This is a genomic window from Leifsonia virtsii, from assembly GCF_030433675.1.
Lineage (GTDB): Bacteria > Actinomycetota > Actinomycetes > Actinomycetales > Microbacteriaceae > Leifsonia > Leifsonia virtsii.
The window spans coordinates 215651-231872 of the sequence record NZ_JAROCB010000002.1 but is presented as its reverse complement, the minus strand read 5'-3'; the positions used below and the strand labels follow the sequence as shown (position 1 = coordinate 231872).

Below are 16222 nucleotides of genomic sequence, written 5' to 3'. Positions count from 1 at the left end.
GCGCGTCACGGCGTGTTGCGACCCAGGGATGACGGCGACCAGTAGGCGTACCCGGAGGCGCGGCGGAAGCCGAGCGACGCGTAGAGCGCGTGGGCGGCGGCGTTGCCGGCGAGCACCTGCAGCCACAACCGGTCCACGCCGTGCCCGGCCGCGGCCGTCGCGAGCGCCCCGGCGAGCGCCCGCGCGAGTCCGCGCCGCCGAGCCTCCGGCCGGGTCGCCACCGCGTACAGCCCGCCCCACCCGCCCACGAGGGCGAGGCGGGCGACGGCGTCCGGCGCCGCGGGGTCGCCGGCCGACGCGTAGAGCGCCGGGCCGCCGGTGAGGATGCGCGCGGCCACCGCGCGCTCGGCCTCGCCGCCCCGGCCGTCGACCGACCACCAGGTGTCGATCCAGCCCTCGCCGGGCTCGTCGTCGATCCGGATGCCGTGGGCATCCACTGGCGGCAGCTCGGCGCGGTCCGCCACCAGGACGTCGGTCTGCGAGTGCTGGCGGTACCCACGCGCGGCGAGCAGGGCGCCGAGTCCGGCCGGGGACGCCGGGCTCACCTGGAACACCGCGGGGAGCGACCGGTCCGCGTACCAGCGCTCCGCCGCATCCACCGCCGCGCCAGGATCGGCGACCGGACCAGCGGTCAGCACCGAGTTCGCGCGGTTCGTGACACCCGACGCGGCCCGGAGCGTCCAGGCGCCGAGCGGCTCCCGCTCCAGCGCGGGCCAGCCGCGGTCGGCGAGGCGGTCGAGGGTCGCGGCGTCGGGCTGGGGCACCTGTCGACGCTAGCGCAGGCGGCGTACCGTGCGTGCCATGAGCGACACCCACACCCGAGACGCCGATGCGGACGTCCTTCCCGAAGCCGAGGTGGCCGGCCTCAGCGCCAAGACGGTCGCGCACGTCATCCACTACCGCCGCAAGACCTACGTGACGAAGCCCTCCGAAGGGTACGCCCTGCTCAAGCGGGTGCGGACGCTGCTGCGCGACGGGACGACGGACCTCGTGCCCCTGGTGCACCGCGACGGCTTCGTCTGGCTGGCGGTCGGGCCGAGCATCCCGATCGCGATCGACGAGATCGAGACCGACCCGGGCCACAGCGAGAAGCACACCCTCAAGCGGCTCGGTCTCGACTGACGGACCCCGACTGACGAACAAGAGGACGCAACACGCCGCCATCCGCGTGGGATGACGGCGTGTCGCGTCCTGCTCTTGCGGTGGTCAGGCCCCGGCGACGGGCACCAGGTCGCGCTCCGGGGCATGAGGAGCTGCGGCCGGTTTCGCGGCGGCGGGCTTCGGCTTGACCACGACCGGCTTGGCGGGCGCCGCGGGAGACGCGGCCGGCGTGAGCGCGGGCAGCGTGGGGATGGGCGCGGTCTCAGCGGGACCCGCGGTCGTCGCGAACTCCTTCAGCCACGGCAGCAGCTCCGGGCCCAGGTCCTCGCGGGCCACGGCCATCTGCACGATCGCCTTCAGGTAGTCCAGCCGGTCGCCCGTGTCGTAGCGGCGCCCCTTGAAGATGACGCCGTGCACGCCGCCGGTCCACGCCGGAGCGGTGGCCAGGCCCTCGAGGGCGTCGGTCAGCTGGATCTCGCCGCCCTTGCCCGGCTCCGTCTTCTCCAGGATGTCGAAGATCTCCGGGCGCAGCACGTAGCGGCCGATGACCGCGTAGTTCGACGGCGCGTTCTCGCGGCTCGGCTTCTCGACGAGTCCGGTGATGCGCACCACGTCGTCGTCGTCCGTCTCGACCACCGCTGCGGCGCCGTACAGGTGGATGGACTCCGGCGGCACCTCCATCAGGGCGACGACGGTCGTGTTGAGCGCGTGCTGCACCTCCAGCATCCTGGCGAGCAGCGGATCGCGGGCGTCGATGATGTCGTCGCCGAGCAGCACCGCGAACGGCTCGTGCCCGATGTGCATCTTCGCCCGGAGGACCGCGTGACCGAGGCCCTTCGGGTCGCCCTGCCGCACGTAGTGCATGTCGGCGAGGGAGGTGGAGTAGCTGACCTTGAGGAGCTTGTCGCGGTCGCCCTTCTTCTCGAGGGCGTCCTCCAGCTCCGCGTTGCGGTCGAAGTGGTTCTCGAGCGCGTTCTTGTTGCGGCCGGTCACCAGCAGCACGTCGTGGAGGCCCGAGGTGACGGCCTCCTCGACCACGTACTGGATGGCGGGCTTGTCCACCACAGGCAGCATCTCCTTGGGCATCGCCTTGGTCGCAGGCAGGAACCGTGTCCCCAGGCCCGCTGCCGGGATCACCGCTTTCGTCACGTAACTGGTCATGATGGTCTCCTTGCGGTCGTTGTGATCCGGCGGTTCAGCGGACGGGGGTGAGGGCGGCCAGGTCGTCCGCGAGCGGCGCGACCTCCGGGACCGTGCCCATGGCGTAGACGCTCCAGCCTGCGCGGCTCCAGGCGGAGGCGTCGAGGCAGTTGCGGCCGTCGATGACGCTGCGGCCGCTGACGATCGCACGCAATTCGGCCGGGTCGGCGGTGGTGAACTCGTCCCACTCGGTGAGCACGACCGTCAGGTCGGCGCCGGTCAGCGCCTCCTCCATCGAGTCGGCGTAGCCGAGGGTCGGGTACAGCCGCTGTGCGGTGGAGCGGGCCTGCGGGTCGTAGACGACGACCTGCGCGCCGCGCAGGTGCAGCGCCGCGGCCACGTTGAGGGCGGGCGAGTCGCGCACGTCGTCGGTGTGCGGCTTGAAGGCCGCGCCCAGCACGCCGATGCGGCGGTTGAGCACCGAGCCGCCCAGCGCCTTCAGCGCCAGGTCGATCACTCGCTGGCGGCGGCCCATGTTGATCTCGTCCACCTGCTGCAGGAGACCGACCGCGGCGTGCGCGCCCAGCTCGTTGGAGCGGTACATCAGCGCGCGGATGTCCTTCGGCAGGCAGCCGCCGCCGAAGCCGAGGCCGGCGTTGAGGAACTGCCGCCCGATCCGCTTGTCGTGCCCGAGCGCGTCGGCGAGGAGCGAGACGTCCGCGCCGGCCGCGTCGCACACCTCGGCGATCGCGTTGATGAAGGAGATCTTGGTGGCGAGGAAGGCGTTCGCGCTCACCTTCACCAGCTCGGCCGTCGGCAGGTCGGCGACGAGCACGGGCGAGCCCTCGGCGATCGGCTTCTCGTAGATGCGGCGAAGGGTGGCCTCCGACTTGGCCGAGGTGCCGCCGAAGACGAGGCGGTCCGGCGACAGGGTGTCCTCCACGGCCTTGCCCTCGCGCAGGAACTCGGGGTTCCAGACGAGCTCCACGTCGATCCCGGAGGGGACCGCGTCGGCGATGATCGCCCGCAGCCGCGCGCCGGTGCCGACCGGGACGGTCGACTTGCCGACGATGAGGCCGTCGTGCGTGAGGTTCTCGGCGATGCCGCGGGCGGCGCCCTCCACATAGGAGAGGTTCGCGGCGAACGAGCCCGACTGCTGCGGCGTGCCGACGCAGATGAAGTGGACGTCGGACACGGCGACCGCTTCGGCCAGGTCGGTGGTGAAGCTGAGGCGGCCGGCGGCGACGTTCCGGCGGATGAGTTCCGGAAGGCCGGGCTCGAAGAACGGCGCACGGCCCTCCTTGAGCTCCTCGACCTTGTGCGGGTCGGTGTCGACGCCGACGACGTCGAAGCCGAGCTCGGCCATGGCGGCCGCGTGGGTGGCGCCGAGGTAGCCGGTGCCGATGACGCTGATGCGCGGGGCCGGCTGGTCCTTGATCTTCTTTGGAGCGGTCATGGCGATCGTCCTTTCCTGTGGTCGGGGTCAGGGGGCCGGCGTGAGGGCGAAGTCGTCCTCTGGCCGGGTGAGTCCGGTGATGAAGGCCGACAGCGAGTCGGCACGGGAGTCGATGCGCCAGTCGTTGGTGGCGCGCACGCCCTCCACGTAGCTGGTGACGGCGAGGTTGAACCAGGAGAACCCGATGATGTCCTTGTTCTCCGGTTTGGCGAGGGCGTTGAAGAAGGAGGTGATCCAGGCCGCCTTGTGCCCCTCCGTTTCCGATGCGCCGACCTCGGCGAGCATGATGGGCTTGCTCGTGATCGAGCGGAGCTTGTCCAGGCTGGCCTTGAATGTGTAATCGAAGCTGAAGTCGTTGTCCGACTTGTACGGCGGGCGGAGGTAGCCGGAGAGACCGACCCAGTCGACGTAGGCGTCACCCGGGTAGAGCGACTCCAGGTAGCCCGGGGCCTTGTGCGTGGCGGGCAGGTTGTTGACGATGTTCGGCGCCCAGATCCACATCACGAGGTTGTTGGCGCCCTCCTGCTGGAAGATGTCGTGGACGTGCCGCCACATCTTCACGTAGTCGCCGACGTTGTTGCCGTTGATCGAGTTGCCCTGCCCGTCGGTCTCCGACCACGGGTACCAGATGCCGTTCATCTCGTGGTCGAGGCGGATGCCGAGCGGCAGGCCGGTCGCGACGATGTCCTTCGCGTACTGGTGCAGGTAGGCGTCGAAGTCGCCGGCGATGATCTTCGGAAGGGAGTACGCCGGCGCGTCCACCGTGTCGTTGCCCGCGCTGATCGGGCGCGACTCCCAGGTCATCATCGGCAGCCGGCCCTGCTGCCAGGCGCGGGTGACCGCGTTGGCACGGAAGTTCTCGTCCCAGCCGCTGAAGTAGCCGACGACGTTCGGCGAGACGCCGACCTTCGCGCTGGTGGCGTCGAAGGTGGCCCAGTTGAAGGGGGCCTGCTCGGTGTACATGCCGTAGTAGCGCTTGGCGGGGCTGAGCAGCTGAGCGCGCGACGGCGCGGTGATCGGGGCCGCGGCGCTTCCGCCGGACGAGCCCTTCCCGCCGGAGCCGGACGCGGTGGAGCCGGACGCGGTGGACCCGCTGCCGGACTTGCCCTGCGCCGCCGCCAGCTGCGCCTGCACGCTGGCCAGCTGGCCCTCTGCCGCTGCGGCCTTCTGCTGGGCTGCGGCGAGCTGCTTCGCCGCCGACGCCTGGGCGGCGAGGGTCGACTTCTGCAGCGCGGTGAGCTTGCCCTTCTGCGACGCGATGGTCTCGGTCGCCTTGTCGAGGTTGCGCTTCAGCTCGGCGTTCTGCGCGGCGAACGGGGTCACGACCTCCGCGGCCTGGTCGACGGCCTTGCGCAGCGGGGCGCCGGTCGGCGACACCCACACGTAGGCGGAGATGCCGACGAGCACCGCGGTGAGCACGAGCGCAGCGACGGTGGTCGCCTGCGAACGGGACTTGGACTGGGACCACCAGGCGGCGGCCCGCGAGGGGGCGGTCTGGTCAGACAAGGAAGAGAGCCTCCAGGGTCAGGATCGCGATTCCGATCAGGTACGGGATGGCGGCGAGGGGGTTCAGGCGGCGCCGCGCGGGCTTGGGCGCGGGTGCCGACGCCGCTGCCTCGGCGGCGCGGGCCTCGGCGGCCTTGGCCTCTGCGCGGGTGGCGACCTGCGTGCGGGTGGCGAGCGCGGTCGCGGTGGTCATGCCGCCGACCGCATCGGGCAGGGCCGGACCTGCGGGGGCGGAGGCGGCCGCGGTGTGCCGCGCGATCTCCTCCTCGGAGCTCACCTCGCCAGGACCGCCGGAGTAGGCGCCGGCGCGGGTGCCCCATCCACTGGCGTGCGCCATGCGGAAGAACCCGATGAGCCGGATCGGCATGAGGAAGAACGTCGAGACGATGATGAACACCGGCAGGCGGAAGAAGTCGCTCGGCTTCTCGGAGAGGTGCCGGATCTGCCGGATCGACATGCTGATCACGGACGACGCGACCATCAGAGCGACGACGGTGAGGATGCCGCCCTCGATCCCGTAGGACTTCAGGAAGCCCTCGTAGAAGTTGTAGCCGCCGCCGGTGATCGACCGGTAGATCCAGCCGCCGATGACGCCCGCGAGCATGAACGGCAGGATGATGTCCATCACGAAGAAGAACGCCAGCACCGGGGCGTGGCCGAGCATCCACGGGAGCATCCGCATCGTGTTGTACTGGCTGCCGCGCGCCCAGCGGAGCTGCTGCTTGAACAGCTTCTTCACCTTCAGCGGGGCATCGGTGTAGACCAGGCTGGTGTGCTGGTACACCGTGCGGTAGCCCTCCTTGAGGGTGAGGTTGGTGAGCGTGCGGTCGTCGGAGACCTCGAGGAAGACGCCGAGGAACTTCTCGGTCATGAACTTGTCCATGACCCGCATCAGGATCGAGCGGCGGAAGGCGATCGTGCGGCCGGGCAGGCAGCCGATCTGGCCGACGACGCTCTGCGCGGGCATCGAGTAGAGGGCGCGAGAGTTCTCCAGCCAGTCCGCCCAGCGGGTGATCCAGCTGCGGGTCGGCTCCAGGATGCGCTGCTTCGTGGTCACGCCCCCGACGCGCTCGTCGGCGAACGGCTTGACGAGCTCGGCGAGGGTGCCCTCGGTCCAGATGGTGTCGGAGTCGACGAGCACGGTGATCTCGCCGGTCGACATCTTGGTGCCGATCATCACGGCGTTGCGCTTGCCCGGGATGGGCGTGTGCACCCAGCGGACGAGCGGGGCGAACTCCTCGCAGACCTCGGCCAGCTCGGGGTTGGGCGCGCCGTTGATGACGACGATGATCTCGCCCGGCTTCTGCTCGACCATGCGGCCGAGCACGTCGCGGAACAGGTCGAGCGGCTCGTCCACCACCGGGACGACGACGCTGGTGCTGCCGGTGAACTCACCGGTGTAGGCGCGGTAACGGCGGGACATGAGCACCTTGACGATCCAGATGACCCAGATCAGTGCCGAGTAGATCGCGAAGAGGTAGAACTCGGGATGCCCGCCCAGCATGTGGCGGAGCTGAAGAATGAAGATGAACACGGACGGGACCTCTCACGGTGGTGGTGGGGGTGGCATCCACAGCACTGGGGATCTGGTCGGGTTCGGGTGTTGACAGTTCTACGGGGGTGACGGGCTGGCCCGCAAGTGGGGGTCGAACGGGTCGCTTCGGCGTGTTGCGTCGCCCCTCGGAGGGCCGTGTCCGTCGACACGCGGACACGGCGCGACGGGCGCGCGCGGCGGCGCGACGGATTCTTCGAAAGCTCGAAACATCCCGATCAAGAGCCAAATCCGGGTCTGAAGCCGCGCCGATCCGCCGCTTTCGCCGACGCGCCCGGGATGCGCCGGATCTGTACCCCGGAGGTGGGGCATGGGAGCCCTCTGTGAATGTTACGAACTTTTACACTTGCGACACATGGCGTTCACACACGGAGCCCGTCGGCGCTGCTCGCGCCGACGGGCTCCGTGGTCCCCCGGGTTCCCCCGCCGTCCGTGAGGACGGACGATCTCAGTCCCTCCGCAACTCCCGGCCGTGCACCGTGACCGCGTAGATGACGAGGATGTCGATGGTCACCATGGCGATCGACCACCACGGCTGCGACGGGAAGGCGATCAGCTGCCCGAGCGCGTGGAGGCCGGCCACGATGACCGCGAAGATCCTGGCCCACATCCGCCCGCTCGCCAGCGAGATGCCCGCGAGGAGCAGCAGGACGCCGAGGATGATCGACCACCACCCCCACGCCGTCAGGCTGAACGTCTGCACGCCGGACGAGGAGACGAAGTAGCCGGTGTCCGGCCCGAGGAGGGCCATGAAACCGTAGAAGATGTCGAGGACGGCGGAGATGATCAGCAGCACCGCTGCGAACAGCACCCACCCCGTCCAACCGCTCTGTGCTCGTACTTCTGACATCGCATCCACCCTTCGTGATGGACCGCCTCGCGCGGTCAGCGCCAGGATGACGCGCGGACCCTGCTCTCGGCTAGACAGGGAATTCCTCACAGGATTCATGTGTTCACATGGATATAGCCAGGCAATGGAGCCGGTCGTTTTCCTGAGAACAATCCCCGGAGGAGTCCCCATGTCCATCGCCGAAGCCGCACCGCGCACCGCCGACGTCTCTGCGCCGCTGCTCCCCGCCCTCGTCGAGCGCTGGAGCCCGCGCTCGTTCGACCCGACCGTCGGCATCGACGACGTCGCGCTCCGCTCGGCCCTGGAGGCCGCGCGCTGGAGCCCGTCCGCCAACAACTCGCAGCCCTGGCGCTTCATCGTCGCCCGCCGCGGCACGGAGGCGTTCACCACGATCGTCGAGAACCTGGCCGGCTTCAACAAGGCCTGGGCGTCCTCCGCCGCGGTGCTCGTCGTCGCCGCCGCCGAGGTGGTCGACGAGGACGGCAACGAGCGCCGCTGGGCCGTCTACGACCTCGGCCAGGCGGTCGCGCACCTCACCGTCCAGGCGCACCACGACGGCCTGCACGCCCACCAGATGGGCGGCTTCGACGCGGAGGGCCTGCGCACGGCGTTCGGCCTCGAGGAGCGCTTCGTGCCCACCTCGGTGACCGCGCTCGGCGTGCTCGGCGACCCGGAGGCCCTGCCGGAGCCGCTGCGCAGTCGCGAGAGCGCCCCGCGCACGCGCCGCGCGCTCGAGGAGATCGCGGTCGTCCACTGAGCCTCGCGGCTTGCGGAAATCACTCGGCGCCCGCCGGGATGCGTTCATCCCCCGGCGGGCGCCGTCGTGTCTGCGGGTACTACGGCCGGACGAGCGTCTTGATGGCGCGGCGCTCATCCATCGCGGCGTACGCCTCGGCGATGTCGTCGAGCGGCACCTCCAGGTCGAACACCTTGCCGGGCTCGATGGCGCCCGACCAGACGTCCTGCAGCAGGTCCTCGACGTAGTTGCGGACCGGCGCGACGCCACCGTTCACGCCGATGTTGCTCTGGAAGAGCGGGCGCACCGGGAGCTCCGGGCCGCCGTTCGGCACGCCGACGTAGCCGACCATGCCGCCCGGGCGGACGGAACGGATCGCCTGGTCCATCGACTCCTTCGTGCCGACGGCCTCCAGCACGCAGTCCGCGCCGATGCCGTCGAACAGCTCCTTCACCGCGGCCACGCCGGCGTCGCCGCGCTCGGCGACGATGTCGGTCGCCCCGAACTCGCGCGCGAGCGCCTGCCGGGACTCGTGCCGCGACATGGCGACGATGCGCGAGGCGCCGAGCCGCGCGGAGGCGAGCACCGCGCACAGCCCGACCGCGCCGTCGCCGACCACGACGACCGTGCTGCCCTGGGTGACCCCGGCGGAGACGGCGGCGTGGTGGCCGGTGCCCATCACGTCCGACAGCGTCAGCAGGCTCGGGATGAGCTCCGCGCGCGGGTACTCGGGCGTCGCGACGAGCGAGCCGTCGGCGTGCGGCACGCGGACGTACTCGCCCTGGCCGCCGTCGGCGAACCCGCCGATGCGGTCGTCCGCGCCCCACCATCCGCCGTGCAGGCACGAGGTGCTGACGCCGTTGCGGCAGTTCACGCAGGTCATGTCGCAGTCGTAGAAGGGCGCGATCACGAAGTCGCCCGGCTTGATGGTGCGGACGTTGTCGCCGACCTGCTCGACCACGCCGACGAACTCGTGGCCGATGCGGTGGGGTTCCTTGGTCGGCGTCACGCCGCGGTAGGGCCAGAGGTCGCTGCCGCAGACGCAGGCGGCGACCACGCGGACGACGGCGTCGAGGCCGTCGGCTCCCTGGCCGGTGTACAGGGTGGGGGTGGGGACCTCTTCGAGGCGCACATCGCGCTCCCCGTGGATGACAGTTGCACGCATGCTTCGAGCCTACGCGCACGGAGGGCGCCGTCCCATCCAGGACGGCGCCCTCCGATCGTGTGCGGCTACTCGCGCACGGGCACCACCGTGAGGTGGTCGGCCTCGCGGTCGAGGTCCACCCGCACCAGGTCGCCGTCGCGGATCTCGCCGGCGAGCAGGGCCGTGGCCAGACGGTCCTCGATCTCGCGCTGCATGAGCCGCCGTAGCGGCCGGGCGCCGTAGATCGGGTCGTAGCCGCGCTCGGCGAGCCAGGCCCTGGCGTCCGGCGTGACCGCCAGCTCCAGGCGCCGCTCGGTGAGGCGCTGCATTAGCCGGTCGATGCCCAGCTCGACGATCTCGCCCAGTTCCTCCTGGCTCAGCGCGGAGAAGACGACGATGTCGTCGAGACGGTTCACGAACTCCGGCTTGAACGCCTGGCGGACCTGCTGCAGCACCGCCTCCTCGCGCTCCGTCGGGCTCAGGGTCGGGTCGACGAGGAAGTTGCTCCCGAGGTTCGAGGTGAGGATCAGGATGGTGTTCCGGAAGTCGACCGTGCGGCCCTGGCCATCGGTCAGCCTGCCGTCGTCGAGCACCTGGAGCAGCACGTCGAACACCTCGGGGTGCGCCTTCTCGACCTCGTCGAGGAGGATCACCGAGTACGGGCGACGTCGGACAGCCTCGGTCAGCTGGCCGCCCTGCTCGTAGCCGACGTAGCCGGGGGGCGCGCCGACCAGCCGCGAGACGGAGAACTTCTCGCCGTACTCGCTCATGTCGATGCGGACCATGGCCTTCTCGTCGTCGAACAGGAACGCGGCGAGCGCCTTGGCCAGCTCCGTCTTGCCGACGCCGGTCGGGCCGAGGAACAGGAACGATCCGGTCGGGCGGCCCGGGTCGGAGATGCCCGCACGGGTGCGGCGGACGGCATCCGCCACCGCCTGCACGGCCTTCTTCTGGCCGATGATGCGGCGGCCGAGCTCGTACTCCAGGTTCAGCAGCTTCTCGGTCTCGCCCTGGGTGAGGCGGTCGACCGGGATGCCGGTCCACGCGGCCACCACCGCGGCGATGTCGTCGGCCGTCACCTGCTCGTTCACCATGCGCGGGTGGTCCGTCTCGGCCTGCTCGGCCTCGGCGAGCTCGCGCTCGATGTTCGGGATGGTCTCGTACTCGATGCGGGACGCCTCCTGGTACCGGCCGTCGCGCAGCGCGAGGTCGCGCTTGGTCTTGGCCTCCTCCAGCTGGGACCGCAGCTCGCCGACCCGGTTCAGCGACGCCTTCTCGGCGCGCCAGCGGGCCTGCAGCTCCTCCAGCTGGGACTCCTGCTCGCGCAGCCGCTGGCGCAGCTGCTCCAGGCGCTCCTTGCTGGCGTCGTCCTTCTCCTTCTTGAGGGCGAACTCCTCCAGCTTCATCCGCTCCACCTGCCGCTGCAGCGTGTCGATCTCGACCGGCGCGGAGTCGATCTCCATCTTGAGCCGGGACGCGGCCTCGTCGATGAGGTCGATGGCCTTGTCCGGAAGCTGGCGCGCGGTGATGTACCGGTTGGACAGGGAGGCCGCGGCGACCAGCGCCGAGTCTTCGATCGTGACGCCGTGGTGCGCCTCGTACCGGCCCTTGAGGCCGCGAAGGATCGCGACCGTGTCCTCCACCGAAGGCTCGCCGACGTAGACCTGCTGGAAGCGGCGCTCGAGGGCCGCGTCCTTCTCGATGAACTCGCGGTACTCGTTGAGCGTGGTCGCGCCGATCAGGCGCAGTTCACCGCGGGCGAGCATCGGCTTCAGCATGTTGGAGGCCGCCACGGACCCCTCGCCGCCGCCGGCGCCCATCAGGATGTGGAGCTCGTCCACGAACGTGATGATCTGCCCCTCGGCGTCGTTGATCTCCTTGAGGACGGCCTTCAGCCGCTCCTCGAACTGCCCCCGGTACATTGCGCCGGCGACGAGGGCGGACAGGTCGAGGGCGACCAGCTGCTTCCCCTTCAGGGAGTCGGCCACGTCCCCCGCGACGATGCGCTGGGCGAGGCCTTCGACGACCGCCGTCTTGCCGACGCCGGGCTCGCCGATGAGCACCGGGTTGTTCTTGGTGCGACGGGTCAGCACCTGGCTGACGCGCCGGATCTCGGCATCCCGCCCGATCACCGGGTCGAGCTTGCCGCTCTTCGCGATCTCCGTGAGGTTCACGCCGTACTGTTCGAGTGCGCTCTTCGCCTCCTGCGTGGAGGGCGCACCCTGCATGTTCGCCATCTGGTCCCCTTCCCATGGTGTTCTGGGCAAACTTGAGTCTACTAAGCTCAACTTTGTTCGGCCAGGGCGAATTCCCGAAATGCTCGACGGATTTCGGACGACTTCACGTCCGAGTGCGAACGCCGACGCGGCGGTACCCTGTCGTCATGATCGACCCCGCCGATGTGCGCGTCGTGCTGATGGACGGCGCGACGGCGGCCACCCTGTCGCAGGTGCTGCCGCTGCTCCTGCTCACCCTGATGGTGGAGCTGCGCCGGGTGGAGCTGCACCGCCGCGGCCGGAACGTGCGCATGACGAGACTGCTGCTCGGGCTGTTCTTCATCGCGTTCGGGGTGGTGGAGACGGTGTTCGTGCTGTCGATCGACGGCGAGTTCATCCCGTTCACCTGGAGCGACCTGATCGCGGCGCTCAGCATCTTCGTCCTGATCGCCCTGCTGTTCATGCTCTCGCTCCTCGACTCGCCGGAGCACCGGAAGCAGCACGAGCACCCCCGAGACGCCGACAGCTCCTGAGTTCTTCGACTCGCCACGCGGGTGGGGGTCGAAGAACTCAGGAGCTGATGGTTGGGGAACGATCTAGGCGCCCCCGGTCAGCGCGCCGCGGGGTCGCGGTCGTCGATGTTCGGCGGCGCGGCAACGTCCAGCTCCTCCGGCAGCTCCAGCGGGCGGCGCGTGTAGTACTCCCGCGCCTTCCGGTAGAAGAGGAGGATCGGCACGATTCCGACCACGATCAGGCCGAGGCCCAGCACGTTGACCACGATCGCGTCGTTCTGGAAGTTCTGCACGATCCCGAGCACGAAGATGACGCCCATGAAGATCGCGCCGACCGCCGGCCACAGGCCGATCAGGATGAAGTTCTTCGCCGACTTCAGCAGCACCCTGCGGTAGGCGACCACCACGGCCACGCCCGCGAGCGTGTAGTAGAACGCGATCTGGATGCCGATGGACGCGATGGCGTTCGTCATGATGTCGCCGACGGTCTTGCCGATCAGGTTGGCGCCGAGGAACAGCACGATCGACACCCCGACCACGATCAGCGTCGCGAAGGCCGGGGTCTTCCAGCGGCGGTGGATGGTGCCGAACACCTTCGGGATGGTGTGGTCGCGTCCCATCGAGAACAGCGTCCTGGTGACCTGGATCAGGGTCGTCTCCAGCGTCGCGATGGTCGACAGCGCGACCGCGATGACGAGGATCTTGCCGCCGATCCCCGGCCAGACGGCGTCACCCAGCACAGACAGCACGTTGGCGCTGTTGTTCTCGATGGTCTTCGCCGGGAGGATGACCATCGTCGCGATGGTGAAGATCTCGAACAGCAGGAAGACGATGATGACGCCGATGATGCCCGCGGAGCCGGCGTTCTTGTGGCCGTCCTTGGTCTCCTCGTTGAGGTTGGCGGCGACATCCCAGCCCCAGAAGTAGAAGGCCGCGATCAGCGCGGCGGAGACGAACACGCCCTGCCCGGTGAGGTGCTGGAAGCCGAGCCAGTCCCACGAGAACGAGGGTCCGGCGTGCGCCGAGGTGGACGCGCGCACGATCATCAGCACCGCGAACAGGATCAGGATGCCGACCTCGATGACCGACATGATCCACTGCGCGCGGGCGGTCACGTGGACGCCGAACAGCACGCACGCGGCCATCACCAGGAACCAGAGCGCGCCGACGCCGGTGATGAGCGGGACGTTGCCCGCCTGGTCCGGCGCGAACAGCGTCACGGTCATCGCGCCGGCGGGGAGCGCTCCGGCGACCATGAAGATCGTCGCCGAGATGACGAGGGCCCAGCCGGAGAGGAACCCGAGGATCGGGTGCAGCGCCCGCGCGACCCACGAGTACGCCGCGCCCGCGTTGACGTCGAGGCGACCGAGGTAGAGGAACGCCCATGCGATGCCGAGCATCGGGATGCCGCACCAGAGCAGAGCGGCGGGGGCACCGAGGGCGGCGGCGCCGACCAGGGTGGCGGTGGTGGCGGCGATCGAGTACGCGGGCGCGCTGCCCGCGACGGCCATGACGATCGAGCCGGCGGCGCTCACGCCGTCGGCCTTCAGCGCATGCTGCTGCTCTCCCGGGGTCTGCTGCTGGGCGCCGTGCGGGGCGTCCGGCCGGGAACTGGTCTGCGTCATTGCTCTCCCTGGCTTCGGGGTCGCCGACGCCGGCGCGGTCTCGCGACGGCGGTGTGCGACAGGGGGACGTTAGCAACATCCGTCGATCAAGACAAGTGGATTTCGACTGATTCCGTTGCCGTTTCGCTGATCGAACCCTGAAAACGTTGTGAGATTGCATATCGGCGGCGGATTCGGTGTGCCTACACCAAGGGACTTGATCCCGGGCGGGCCGGATGCCTAGGGTTGCCCATGCCCGAGGACCAGCAGCCTTCCCCGCCGGACGACAAGCGGCCGACCCGGCGCACGCTCGTCGCGTTCGTCGTCGGCGCCGGCGTCGTCGCGGGGGCGGGCGCGCTCGCGACGCAGCTGCTGGGCGGCGGACCGCAGAAGACGCCGCCGAGCAGGACGCTCACGCCGCACGCCACCGCGACGGCCGCCACCGGCCAGCGCACCGACGGCCTGCTGGTCGACCGGCTGCTGCAGCGTCCCGGGTTCACGGTGGCCCACCGCGGCGGTTCGCTCGACTGGCCCGAGATGTCGATGGAGGCGTACCGGCAGTCCGTACTGCTCGGCGTCAACGCCCTGGAGATCTCGCTGGCGCGGACGTCCGACGGGGTCTGGTTCGGGCTCCACGACGCCACCCTGGACCGCACCTCCGGAACCACCGGCTTCGTCGCTGCACAGCACTCCTGGGCCAAGGTGCAGGCGCACAGGATCACGGCCGCCGAGACGAACGCTCCGCAGCAGCCGCCGCAGCCGTACCTGCGCTTCGAAGACCTGGTGTCGGCGTACGGCCGCACGCACACGATCTTCGTCGACCCGAAGGTGGTGCCGACCGACCACCTCGGCGAGCTGTTCGCGCTCATGTCGGCTCTGCCCGACCCGACCGGCACCTTCGTGGCGAAGGGCTACTGCACCGCGCAGGCCTGGCCGGTGGATGCGGCGGCCCGCGGCTACCGAACCTGGGGCTACTACTACGGGTCGGAGCTGGCGGCGGATCCCTCGATGCTCACCACGACGCAGGCCCGCTGGTCCTGGCTCGGCCTCGACTACGAGGCGACCGCCGACGCCTGGCGGACGCTCAACGCGACGGGGAAGCCGGTGCTCGCCCACATCGTCCCGTCGCGGGCGAAGGCCGACCGGGCGCTGTCGCTCGGCGCGGCGGGCCTCGTCGTCTCGGGCGTGCGCGAGGTGCTCGCCCGCTGATCGTCCGTCAGCTGACGTGCCGTCAGGCCGGCCTGCGTGAGGCCGTGACCGTGAACTTGGGGTTGCGCGCGATCTGGCGGGTCGGTCCGACCGCGCGCTCGAGGGCCGGCCGGTAGCCGAGGTGCGAGTTCCACACCGCCCACAGCTCGCCGCCGGGGGCGAGCACCCGCCCGGCGTCCGCGAACAGCCGGTGGGCGATGCCGGTGTGCACCGCGCTGCCGATGTGGAACGGCGGGTTGAGCACGATCAGGTCGGCCGACGCGTCCGGCTGCGACGCCAGGCCGTCGTCGCGCACCACGGCGACCCGGCCGGCGACGCCGTTCGCGGACGCGGTCGCGGCGGCGGAGGCGACGGCGGCCGCGGACTGGTCGGTCGCGACGACCCGGAGCTCCGGCCGGGAGACGGCGAGCGCGGAGGCGAGGACCCCGGTGCCGCAGCCGAGGTCGATCGCCGTGCGCGCATCCGGCACCGCCTCGTCGAGCACCGTGAGAAGGAAGCGGGTGCCGATGTCGACGGAGGTCCCGGCGAACGCCGCGCCGTGCGCGCACACCCAGAGCCCGGTCTCGGAGTCGAACGCGCGCTCGGGCCAGCGGTCGAGCACGGTGGCTGCGGCCGGATGCGGCTCGCGCACGGTCAGCACGCGCGCCTTCTGCCGGGCCAGCGACGCGGACACCTCGCCGAACACCTCCGCGAGCACGGCGTTCATGGCGGTGGTCATGTGCTTGAGCATGCCGCCGGCGTAGACGGTGACGTCGGCGCGCGCGTGCTCGGCGATCAGGGTCGCGATCTCGGCGAGCGCGTCCAGGCTCCGGGGAAGGCGCAGCAGCACGGTGCGGGCGCCGCGGACGAGGGAGTCGTCCAGCGGCCGGTGCTCGAACGTCCCGGCGAGCCCGAGGGTCTCGGCGTTGGCGTCGAGCGCGCGCTCGCCGGTCAGCGCATCCTGGTGCACCCGGATGCCGCGGGCGCCGCGCGCCGCGGCCGCGAGGGTGAGTGCGCCGTAGCCGTCGCCGATCACGACCAGCCCGGGCTCGGTGACCGCGTCGCCCGCCAGGTCGGCGATCAGGCGATCGGCGGCGTCGGACGCGAACAGGTTCGGCGCCTCGACCTCCGGCCACCGCCGCAACCGCTCGTACTCGAACTCCACCTCCCCATCCAACCAGCACCCCCGAGTCCCCCCTCCATCGAGTACACGAAGA

Annotated in this window: 14 protein-coding genes; 4 read left to right on the top strand and 10 right to left on the bottom strand. The window is 70.4% G+C overall.

From position 1 onward, the window contains the following. Window positions 1-5: 5 nt before the first annotated feature. The gene (locus P5G59_RS07115) at window positions 6-764 is read right to left on the bottom strand and encodes a GNAT family N-acetyltransferase (protein WP_301217375.1); all 759 of its coding nucleotides are present in this window, start codon (window positions 762-764) and stop codon (window positions 6-8) included. A 37-nt stretch (window positions 765-801) separates the two neighbouring features. Between P5G59_RS07115 and P5G59_RS07110 the strand changes: the two genes are divergently transcribed. Beyond that, a complete protein-coding gene (locus P5G59_RS07110; RefSeq protein ID WP_301217373.1) occupies window positions 802-1122 on the top strand; it encodes a hypothetical protein in 321 nt (106 codons plus the stop codon). An 84-nt stretch (window positions 1123-1206) separates the two neighbouring features. On the opposite strand, the gene galU is transcribed toward P5G59_RS07110, so the two are convergent. The 5 genes from galU to P5G59_RS07085 form a co-directional block, all read right to left on the bottom strand. Continuing rightward, window positions 1207-2262 (bottom strand): UTP--glucose-1-phosphate uridylyltransferase GalU, encoded by a 1056-nt coding sequence (galU, locus tag P5G59_RS07105; RefSeq protein ID WP_301217372.1) that lies wholly within the window; start codon window positions 2260-2262, stop codon window positions 1207-1209. 34 nt (window positions 2263-2296) lie between these two features. Further along, window positions 2297-3697, bottom strand: coding sequence for a UDP-glucose dehydrogenase family protein (locus tag P5G59_RS07100; RefSeq protein WP_301217370.1), 1401 nt, complete (start codon window positions 3695-3697; stop codon window positions 2297-2299). A gap of 27 nt (window positions 3698-3724) precedes the next feature. After that, window positions 3725-5203: a glycoside hydrolase family 26 protein gene (locus P5G59_RS07095; protein ID WP_301217368.1), complete on the bottom strand. Its 1479-nt coding sequence runs from the start codon at window positions 5201-5203 to the stop codon at window positions 3725-3727. Further along, window positions 5196-6737 (bottom strand): glycosyltransferase family 2 protein, encoded by a 1542-nt coding sequence (locus P5G59_RS07090; RefSeq protein ID WP_301217366.1) that lies wholly within the window; start codon window positions 6735-6737, stop codon window positions 5196-5198. The genes P5G59_RS07095 and P5G59_RS07090 overlap by 8 nt, the downstream gene beginning before the upstream one ends. Before the next feature lie 466 nt (window positions 6738-7203). Further along, complete coding sequence (locus P5G59_RS07085; RefSeq protein ID WP_301217364.1) at window positions 7204-7605, bottom strand: DUF7144 family membrane protein; 402 nt, start codon at window positions 7603-7605, stop codon at window positions 7204-7206. Between the two features lie 169 nt (window positions 7606-7774). Between P5G59_RS07085 and P5G59_RS07080 the strand changes: the two genes are divergently transcribed. Next, window positions 7775-8362, top strand: a complete 588-nt coding sequence (locus P5G59_RS07080; RefSeq protein WP_301217362.1) for a nitroreductase family protein — start codon at window positions 7775-7777, stop codon at window positions 8360-8362. Between the two features lie 79 nt (window positions 8363-8441). Here the strand turns inward: P5G59_RS07080 and P5G59_RS07075 are convergent, their stop codons facing one another. Beyond that, a complete protein-coding gene (locus tag P5G59_RS07075; protein ID WP_301217361.1) occupies window positions 8442-9506 on the bottom strand; it encodes a zinc-dependent alcohol dehydrogenase family protein in 1065 nt (354 codons plus the stop codon). 65 nt (window positions 9507-9571) lie between these two features. Next, window positions 9572-11722: an ATP-dependent Clp protease ATP-binding subunit gene (locus P5G59_RS07070; RefSeq protein ID WP_301217335.1), complete on the bottom strand. Its 2151-nt coding sequence runs from the start codon at window positions 11720-11722 to the stop codon at window positions 9572-9574. A gap of 146 nt (window positions 11723-11868) precedes the next feature. Between P5G59_RS07070 and P5G59_RS07065 the strand changes: the two genes are divergently transcribed. Then, on the top strand, window positions 11869-12234 hold the full coding sequence (locus P5G59_RS07065) for a hypothetical protein (RefSeq protein ID WP_301217333.1): 366 nt from the start codon (window positions 11869-11871) through the stop codon (window positions 12232-12234). A gap of 77 nt (window positions 12235-12311) precedes the next feature. Here P5G59_RS07065 and P5G59_RS07060 read toward each other — a convergent pair whose 3' ends face one another. Continuing rightward, window positions 12312-13838: an APC family permease gene (locus tag P5G59_RS07060; RefSeq protein ID WP_301217331.1), complete on the bottom strand. Its 1527-nt coding sequence runs from the start codon at window positions 13836-13838 to the stop codon at window positions 12312-12314. A 231-nt stretch (window positions 13839-14069) separates the two neighbouring features. On the opposite strand from P5G59_RS07060, the gene P5G59_RS07055 reads away from it, so the two are divergent. Further along, entirely contained in the window at window positions 14070-15026 is a 957-nt protein-coding gene (locus tag P5G59_RS07055) for a glycerophosphodiester phosphodiesterase (protein WP_301217329.1), read from the top strand. Between the two features lie 22 nt (window positions 15027-15048). On the opposite strand, the gene P5G59_RS07050 is transcribed toward P5G59_RS07055, so the two are convergent. Beyond that, window positions 15049-16170: a class I SAM-dependent methyltransferase gene (locus P5G59_RS07050; RefSeq protein ID WP_301217327.1), complete on the bottom strand. Its 1122-nt coding sequence runs from the start codon at window positions 16168-16170 to the stop codon at window positions 15049-15051. Between the last annotated feature and the right edge of the window lie 52 nt (window positions 16171-16222).